1 protein-coding gene and 1 pseudogene are annotated in these 1,249 nt (G+C 69.3%); both read left to right on the top strand.

Going from position 1 to position 1,249, the window contains the following annotated elements; genetic code table 11:
* Positions 1–667 (top strand): annotated as a pseudogene (locus ACWDNU_RS46200) (hypothetical protein); the annotation flags it as partial.
* Positions 667–1,197 (top strand): hypothetical protein, encoded by a 531-nt coding sequence (locus ACWDNU_RS46195; RefSeq protein WP_449673489.1) that lies wholly within the window; start codon positions 667–669, stop codon positions 1,195–1,197. The pseudogene ACWDNU_RS46200 and the gene ACWDNU_RS46195, both read left to right, overlap by 1 nt.
* The last annotated feature ends 52 nt before the right edge of the window (positions 1,198–1,249 follow it).

Genomic DNA, 1,249 nt, shown 5'->3' with positions numbered 1-1,249 from the left:
GCCGAACACCGCCGCTGGCCGGGCCGCCGCGATGCGCCCGCCGCGCGCCCAGCCGCGCCGGGCCGCCGCCGCGCCCCCGCCGCCGGAGCCGAAGTCGCACAAGCTGCGCTGGCTGCTGCTCTCGCTGGCGCTGATCGCCGCGGTCGCCGTCGGACTCGTGGTCGGCTACAAGATGATTCGCAGCAACTACTACGTGGGCGCCGACAACGATCAGGTGGTCGTGATGCGCGGCCTGCCCGGTTCGATCCTCGGCTACTCGATCCACGATGTGGAGCTCACCGGCTGCGTCAACAGCAAGGGTGAGCTGACGCTGGTCGAGGTCGGCGAATCCGCGCCGGCCGGCTGCAAGAAGCTGATGGTCAGCGATCTCAAGCAGACCGGCCGCGATCAGGTCCAGAAGGGCCTGCCGCCGGATTCGCTGGACAAGGCGCGCGACAGCATGAAGCTGCTGCAGAAGGAACTGCTGCCGCCCTGCCCGAAGAAGGAATCGGTGCCCCAGCCCGGCGTGCTGCCCACCGAGCAGCCGCCGGTGACCCCCGGTGGCGCGCCGACACCCGGCCCCGATCAGCCCGCGGCGCCGACCACCACCACGCCTGCCCCGACCACGACGACCGTGCCCCCGACAACTCCGCAGATCTCAGGGGAGAACTGCCGGGTGACGGACTGATGTCCGCTCCGGCACCGCCGTCGGCTGGGGCTTTCCCCAGCCCCCCTGGCGGATTCGCGCCAGCACCACCCCCGTCGACGCGACGCAACCAGGAGTTGCTGCTGCTGGCGGGGGCGGCGGGGATCACGACGGTGTCGTTGTTCATCGTCGAGGCGAGCCAGGAACAGTCGATCACCTGGGACATCGCCAAGTACGGACTGGCTTTTCTCGCGCTGTTCGGTATCGCGCATCTGGCCGTGCGGCGGTTCGCGCCGTTCGCCGACCCACTGCTGCTACCGATCGTGGCGCTGCTCAACGGTTTGGGGCTGGTGCTGATCCATCGGCTCGACCTCGCGGACGCGCAGAAGGCCGCGTACGACTCGAGCCCCATTCCCTCCCCCGATGCCAACCAGCAGATCATGTGGACCGGCCTGGGCATCGTGGTGTTCATCACCCTGCTCATCGTCTTGCGGGACTACCGCACGCTCGCGCGCTACACCTACACCCTAGGCCTGGTCGGCCCCAGCGGAACAAGCACGTCGCGCAGCTGATCATCAGTCGACGCGACGGCCCACAGCTGCAACGCCGCACGGAACATCGGCC

This window comes from Amycolatopsis sp. NPDC003676, assembly GCF_053587275.1.
This window is presented reverse-complemented; position numbering and strand designations above follow the sequence as displayed.